This window comes from Peribacillus acanthi (assembly GCF_003073175.1).
GTDB lineage: Bacteria > Bacillota > Bacilli > Bacillales > DSM-1321 > Bacillus_BN > Bacillus_BN acanthi.
In genome coordinates this window covers 137,639-144,092 of sequence record NZ_QBBX01000001.1, presented here as the reverse complement: position 1 = coordinate 144,092, position 6,454 = coordinate 137,639, and the positions used below count along the sequence as shown (strand labels likewise).

The 6,454-nt window shown below is 42.7% G+C and carries 6 protein-coding genes and 2 other annotated features; all 6 genes read right to left on the bottom strand.

Features of this window, described 5'->3' with window-relative positions:
• Positions 1 to 781, bottom strand: a 781-nt coding sequence (gene trpB, locus DBX25_RS21005) for a tryptophan synthase subunit beta (protein WP_240620111.1), incomplete at its 3' end; no start/stop codon positions are given.
• A 21-nt stretch (positions 782 to 802) separates the two neighbouring features.
• The gene (locus tag DBX25_RS00800; RefSeq protein WP_108668878.1) at positions 803 to 1,405 is read right to left on the bottom strand and encodes a phosphoribosylanthranilate isomerase; all 603 of its coding nucleotides are present in this window, start codon (positions 1,403 to 1,405) and stop codon (positions 803 to 805) included.
• Entirely contained in the window at positions 1,402 to 2,172 is a 771-nt protein-coding gene (trpC, locus tag DBX25_RS00795; protein WP_108668877.1) for an indole-3-glycerol phosphate synthase TrpC, read from the bottom strand. Before trpC ends, DBX25_RS00800 begins: the two co-directional genes overlap by 4 nt.
• Before the next feature lie 15 nt (positions 2,173 to 2,187).
• The gene (gene trpD, locus DBX25_RS00790) at positions 2,188 to 3,210 is read right to left on the bottom strand and encodes an anthranilate phosphoribosyltransferase (protein ID WP_108668876.1); all 1,023 of its coding nucleotides are present in this window, start codon (positions 3,208 to 3,210) and stop codon (positions 2,188 to 2,190) included.
• Positions 3,179 to 3,802, bottom strand: a complete 624-nt coding sequence (locus tag DBX25_RS00785) for an anthranilate synthase component II (protein ID WP_108668875.1) — start codon at positions 3,800 to 3,802, stop codon at positions 3,179 to 3,181. The genes trpD and DBX25_RS00785 overlap by 32 nt, the downstream gene beginning before the upstream one ends.
• Positions 3,799 to 5,178 carry an anthranilate synthase component I gene (gene trpE, locus DBX25_RS00780; protein ID WP_108668874.1) on the bottom strand — a complete coding sequence of 460 codons (1,380 nt, stop codon included), beginning with the start codon at positions 5,176 to 5,178 and terminating at the stop codon, positions 3,799 to 3,801. The genes DBX25_RS00785 and trpE overlap by 4 nt, the downstream gene beginning before the upstream one ends.
• Positions 5,179 to 5,242: 64 nt before the next feature.
• Positions 5,243 to 5,494, bottom strand: a binding site (T-box leader).
• 327 nt (positions 5,495 to 5,821) lie between these two features.
• Positions 5,822 to 6,079: a binding site (T-box leader), on the bottom strand.
• Between the last annotated feature and the right edge of the window lie 375 nt (positions 6,080 to 6,454).

Below are 6,454 nucleotides of genomic sequence, written 5' to 3'. Positions count from 1 at the left end.
CAGCTCCTGCCGCTTCTACCCCATGTAACGTAACGGTCTCATCCTTTAAAAATGGATAAAACATCCCCATCGCATTCGAGCCACCGCCTATACAAGCAACAACGGCATCCGGGAGCCTTCCTTCAAGAGTGTCGAGCTGTTTTTTCGTTTCGCTTCCTATGACACTTTGGAAATCCCGGACAATTTCGGGGTATGGGTGGGGTCCTAAGACTGAACCCATAATGTAATGGGTGTCTTCCACATTCGCGACCCAGTAGCGAAGTGCCTCGTTTACGGCATCCTTTAGAGTCGAGCTCCCCTGTTTCACACTGACGACCTTCGCACCTAGAAGCTCCATTCGAAACACATTTAACTTTTGTCGCTTCACGTCCTCTTCTCCCATAAAAATGATGCAGTCCATGCCTAACAGCGCACTTACTGTGGCCGTCGCTACACCATGCTGACCAGCTCCAGTTTCAGCAACCACTTTTCGTTTTCCCATCCGCTTTGCTAGTAACGCTTGCCCCATCGTATTATTGATTTTGTGTGCCCCTGTATGGTTTAAGTCCTCCCGTTTTAGGTAGATTTTCGCACCACCAGCGTACTTCGTTAGGTTTTCTGCAAAATATAAAGGCGTTTCCCTACCCACATACTGCTTTAAATATCCGTTAAGCTCCTCTTGAAAATTTGGGTCCTTCTTAGCTTTTTGATATTCTTCCTCCAGTTCAATCACTGCCTGCATCAAAGTTTCAGGGACAAATCTTCCTCCGTACGGTCCATAATGACCTGATGCACTTGGCATCGCATATTGTTTCATCTTCATTTACGCTCCCTTCGCATTTTGGATAAATGCTTTGATTTTTTCATGGTCTTTTTTTCCGTCAGTTTCGACTCCGCTTGATACATCGACCATATATGGCTGAGTAACCTCTATTGCTTCTCTCACATTTTCCGGAGTCAATCCTCCTGCTAAAATTAGTTTTTTATTGGAGTTCCACTTAGTCAGTAGAGACCAATCAAACCGCACCCCGTTCCCACCTTGATATGCTCCCTTTGGACTGTCGAGTAATAGATAATCGTTGAGGTACAGTTGAGTGTTCACGAGGTCCTGTTTTTCACTCATCCCAAATGCCTTAATGATGGGAAGACTGTAGCCCTGACACTGATCAGGAGATTCTTCACCGTGAAGCTGGATCATGGTTAACCCACAAGAGTGGACAATCGATTCGATGACTTGAGGGTCTTCATTCACGAACACCCCGACTTTTTCAATTTCTTTAGGTAGAACTTCAATGATTTGCTTTGCCTGTTCCGGTCTAATTTGCCTTTTACTTTTGGCAAAAACGAAGCCTAGTGCATCCGCTCCTGCTTGAACAGCGACATGTGCCGAATCCACATCAGTGATTCCACAAATTTTCACCTTCATATAGTTGCTCCCACTAATGAAAGCTCATGAAAAGCAGCTTCTAGGTTTTCAGCTCGCATAAGGGCTTCGCCAACCAGAATGCCTTTGGCTCCTACTTTCACCACTCGGCCGACATCATTAGAAGTAACGATTCCACTTTCACTAATCAAAATGTGGTGATTCCCAACCCCTTTCGCCAATCGTTCTGTCGTTTCTAAATCAACCTGGAAGGTTTTTAAATTCCGATTGTTGATGCCAATCAGTTTTGCCCCTAGATCCATCGCAATTTGTAGCTCCTGTTCATCATGGACCTCCACCAGGACTTCGAGTCCATAGAGCTTTGCTACTTCATACAGACGATATAACGTTTCCTTTGAGAGAGCGGCTACGATGAGGAGGATGGCATCTGCTCCTGCTTGTTTAGCCTTTTGGATTTGGATAGGATCGATGATGAAATCCTTGCAGAGAATGGGAATACTCACAGCCTTTCTAACAGCTTCTAAATCTTGAAAGCTCCCTTTGAAAAAGGTCGAATCGGTAAGTATAGAAATCGCAGCAGCTCCATTTTTTTCATAAAGTCTCGCTTGTTCGACTGGGTCCACTCCCTCATTAATCATCCCTTTGGAAGGCGAGGCTCTTTTAATTTCTGCGATGATACCGACAGTTGATTTTTTTTGTATTGCCATGAAAAGAGAGATGGTAGCTCTTTTTGACTCTTTAATGGTTTCTTCTTTTAATTGAAGAACTTCTTTTTGTTTTTCATGAAGAATTTTATCTAAGATATTCATTGGTTTTACCCTCCTTTAGATGATAACTTGAGTACGTTTCGAATATTGGATCAAGCCTTCTAGCTTTGATAACGCCTTTCCAGAATCAATGCTTTCTTTTGCCATGGATACACCCATTTGAATACTTTCACATATTCCGCTGGCATATATCCCTAGTCCTGCATTTAGGAGAACCGTGTCGCGATAAGCTCCTTTTTTTCCATTTAGAACATCTAGAAGAATTCTTGCGTTTTCCTTGGCGTCCCCACCTTGGATTTTGGAATTTTGGTAAGAAGGGAGACCCACCTCATCCGGTCGCAACATGAATCGAGTAATTTTCCCTTTTTCAATGAGTGCAAGATGGTTTTCTCCTTGCAGCGATGCTTCATCCATAAAGCCAGCCCCATTAACAATGACCGCTCGCTTTCGATTAAGTCTGCTTAGAACTTCTGCGAACAAATCGATGGACTCTCTCTGATAGATTCCTAAAAGCTGATAATCGAGGTGGATTGGGTTCGTTAATGGGCCAATTAAGTTAAAGATCGTCGGTATATTCAATTCCTTCCTAACCTTCATGATTCGTATAAGACTTGGGTGAACATGGGGGGCAAATAAAAAGGAAATCCCGACCTCTTCAAGTTGCTTCTCCAATACACTTTTGGGAAGTTCTAGCCTGATTCCAAGATGCTCTAGAACGTCCGCACTCCCCGTTCGGCTGCTGACACTTCGGTTGCCATGCTTCGCTACTTTAACCCCTGCCCCTGCGATAACAAAAGCCGAAGTCGAGCTGATGTTAAAGCTTTTCGATCCATCCCCACCTGTTCCGCAATTATCCATGACCCCTGGAACCTGTTTAGTAAACGGAAGGGCATGTTCCCTTAAAACTTGGACAATCTCTGTAATTTCCCCAGCAGTTTCTCCTTTTGCTTTTAGAGCAACTAAGAACGCGGCAATCTCACTGTCGGAAATATCCTCCCGAAAGAGCTCCGCTGCTGCCAATTTCATATCTTCCTTTGTTAGGGCTTCTTTACTGAGAAGCTTTTGCAAATATACCTTCATCGTTCCTTCCTCCTTTTTGGGGTGAATGACATTTGGTCAGGAAATACTCAGTTAATTTTGAACCCTCCTCTGTACCAATCGATTCAGGATGGAACTGCAATCCGTATACTGGGTAGTCTCTATGCTGGATTGCCATGATTTCCCCATCTTCTGTGGATGCAACTACCTGTAATTCAACTGGTAAACTTTCTTGTTCAACAGCAAGTGAGTGATATCTCATCACGTTGATGGTCGGTGGAAGTTTTTCAAATATCCCCGTCCCGCTATGGGTTATGGCTGATCCTTTTCCATGCATAATTTCTTTTGCTGAGATGATATTGGCTCCAAACGCCTGAGAGATCGATTGATGGCCTAAGCAAATTCCTAGAATCGGTATTTCTTTGTAAAAATTTTTGATGACTTCGATGCAAATCCCTGCATCCTCCGGCCTTCCTGGACCTGGTGATAGCACGATGCTTGTAGGATTGGACCTCTTAATCTCCTCAATCGTAATCTTGTTATTTCTCACAACATGAATCTCTTTGGTAAAGGCACCGATTTGTTGGTATAGGTTATACGTAAAAGAATCATAGTTATCGATTAATAGAATCATGCTTCTACCTCCATCAAAGCCCTTGCCTTATTCAAGGTCTCGTGAAACTCTTTTTCCGGATCCGAATCATAAACAATGCCCGCTCCTGCTTGAATGATTGCTTTTCCGTCCTTCACAACCATTGTTCGAATCGCCAGTGCAAAATCAAAGCTCCCATGATAGGAAAAATATCCGACTGCCCCTGCGTAGACATTCCTTTTGATTCCTTCAAGGTCATTGATGATGCTCATAGCTTGAATTTTAGGGGCTCCTGAAACGGTTCCTGCTGGTAAACAAGAGGCTAAAATATCGGTATTGTGAAGATGCGTCAGCTTTTTCCCTCTTACTTCCGAAACGATGTGCATCACATATTTATACTTTTCAATCAGCATGTATTTTGAAATCTCAATGGAACCAATCTCACACACTCTACCAAGGTCATTTCGTCCGAGATCAATGAGCATCCGATGCTCTGCTATTTCCTTCTCATCTTGAAGTAAGTCCTTCTCAAGTGCTTCGTCTTCGGTCTCATTTCCGCCCCTTTTCCGTGTGCCTGCTATTGGATTGGTCGTAACATATGTGCTATCTCCTTTAATCAAGCTTTCTGGAGAAGAGCCAACGACCTGGTAATCTTCAAAATCAACATAAAACATATAGGGCGAAGGGTTCAGACGTCTTAGCCCCCGGTAAAATTGGAACGGGTCACCGGTAAATTTCGATTTGAATCGCTGAGACAAGACCACCTGGAAAATCTCCCCCTTGATGATTTCCTGCTTGGCTATATTGACTAGGTTTTCAAAATGCTGCTGGCTTATCTCGGGTTGAAAGCTGTAGGTTTGTTTGTTGGTTGATCTGATTTTTGTTTGCTTGCTAATGGCAATTTCATTCATAATTTTTATTGCTTTCATTTCGAAATTACTTTCATCCTCGTGATGAAGAGCAACAATCGAAATCAGTCCTGTGAAATGGTCATATACAATCACTTCCCGATAGAACATCAAGTGTGCATCCGGCATATTCAGCTCATCTATTCCTTCGGGACCGATGTCTTCATATTGCCGGATTAGGTCATACCCGATATAGCCCACTCCTCCTCCCAAGAAGGGAAAAGGAGCATCCTCAAGCGTGATGGGTGGGAGGTATTCTTTTACGATGTCTAGGAATTTCCCTTCTCTGATCATCTCTTTTTGGCCAACTTGATGAATGACTACCCTATCTTCAATCGATTTCATCTCCATAAACGGTTCAGCCCCGATGAAGGAGTACCTCCCGTTCTGTTCGTGCTTCAAGGAACTCTCTAAAAGAAATTTCTTTTTTCCCTGTATGCTCTGAAAAATTCCGATTGGTGTATAGATATCTCCCTCTAAATCTTTTCGAAATAGCTTCATGTGTTTCATTTTTCTGCCTACCTTTCATTCGTGAATAAATAAAAAAAGTCCCCTACAGACATAGTTGTTGTCTGTAGAGGACGATTATCACCGCGGTGCCACCTCTGTTAAAGAAATCGAGTTTGATTCCTTTCGCTTTTTCAGGTACGGGAAAAAATGATTCCTTATACCCTATCCTTGTAACGGCGGAAACCCGTGCACACCTACTATTGTTCAATGTGCCTCTCACAAGTCCATTCGACCAGCCCTATCGCACCGGTTCTCACCCTTCCCGGCTCTCTGTAACGCTTCAAGCTGATGTACTCCTCTTGTTCAACGATTTACGTATAGAATTTTTTCTTTTAACCCCGTCTGGAATGCGGAGTTGATAAATTATCTTCGAAAGTTGAAAAATTAATAGCACAAGTTGAAAAATTCCAACTCTGCTCTCCCTTTTTAGTCAAAATCATTATTGGTTTTCATTCCCCCCTATTACATAGACAGAGAAAATACTTTTTTGCAGAATCCAACCTAATTAAAGGCGGTGTGAGCGAAGCTTTATTCATATTTTTCCCTAAGGAGATTTCATCTATTTTCCAATAAAATTTGCCCTCTCCAATCATTAGCGTAGCTCCGCCCCTTTTCCAGCAGAAAACAAAAAGGGGCCTCATCCTAAAAGGACGAGAAACCCCGTGGTACCACCTTTGTTGCTGTTTACGAACAGCCACTCTGCAATATCGAAGCGCATGCGCTTGAATATCCGTCTCTTGTAACGATGAGATCATTCGCCAAAGCCTACTCTCCCTTTTAAAAAGGGATTTCTGTTTGGAAGCTCGGAAGTCCATTCACTACAACATTCATGCTGATTCTCACCAACCATCAGCTCTCTGAAATGTCCGTTGAAGCTACTCCTCTTCGTCTACGCCAAGTTCGATTCTTGAATTTTTCTCATAGTAACACGCACATATTGACCATGTAAAGAGAAAAAGTTTTTGAATTTTCGCCAAAAACCGACTTAGTGCCATGTGTGGAGCACGAAAACCGTACATCAGACAATCTCTTTCACCGATTATCTTCGAAAGTAGGAATTTTAAAATCGAAAAGCCAATTTTTTCTACGAAACCACCAAAAATAAAATCGCAAGCAAAAAAATAAAATCGAAAATGGCCATTTATCGATTTTTCGACAAAAACCGGGCGGTGACAGGCACTTTTTAGAACCCAAAAAAGGACTTCCAATCCGGAAGTCCTTTCTGTTTATTGCATAAAATCGTCAAAGTTTCCAAAGTAGTGGTGTAGGAAATCTA

What these genes read in the sequence shown, in the direction of transcription:
- trpE (WP_108668874.1), bottom strand. Translation starts at nt 5,178, where the DNA reads ATGAAACACATGAAGCTATTTCGAAAAGATTTAGAGGGAGATATCTAT.
- trpD (WP_108668876.1), bottom strand. Translation starts at nt 3,210, where the DNA reads ATGAAGGTATATTTGCAAAAGCTTCTCAGTAAAGAAGCCCTAACAAAG.
- trpC (WP_108668877.1), bottom strand. Translation starts at nt 2,172, where the DNA reads ATGAATATCTTAGATAAAATTCTTCATGAAAAACAAAAAGAAGTTCTT.
- DBX25_RS00785 (WP_108668875.1), bottom strand. Translation starts at nt 3,802, where the DNA reads ATGATTCTATTAATCGATAACTATGATTCTTTTACGTATAACCTATAC.
- DBX25_RS00800 (WP_108668878.1), bottom strand. Translation starts at nt 1,405, where the DNA reads ATGAAGGTGAAAATTTGTGGAATCACTGATGTGGATTCGGCACATGTC.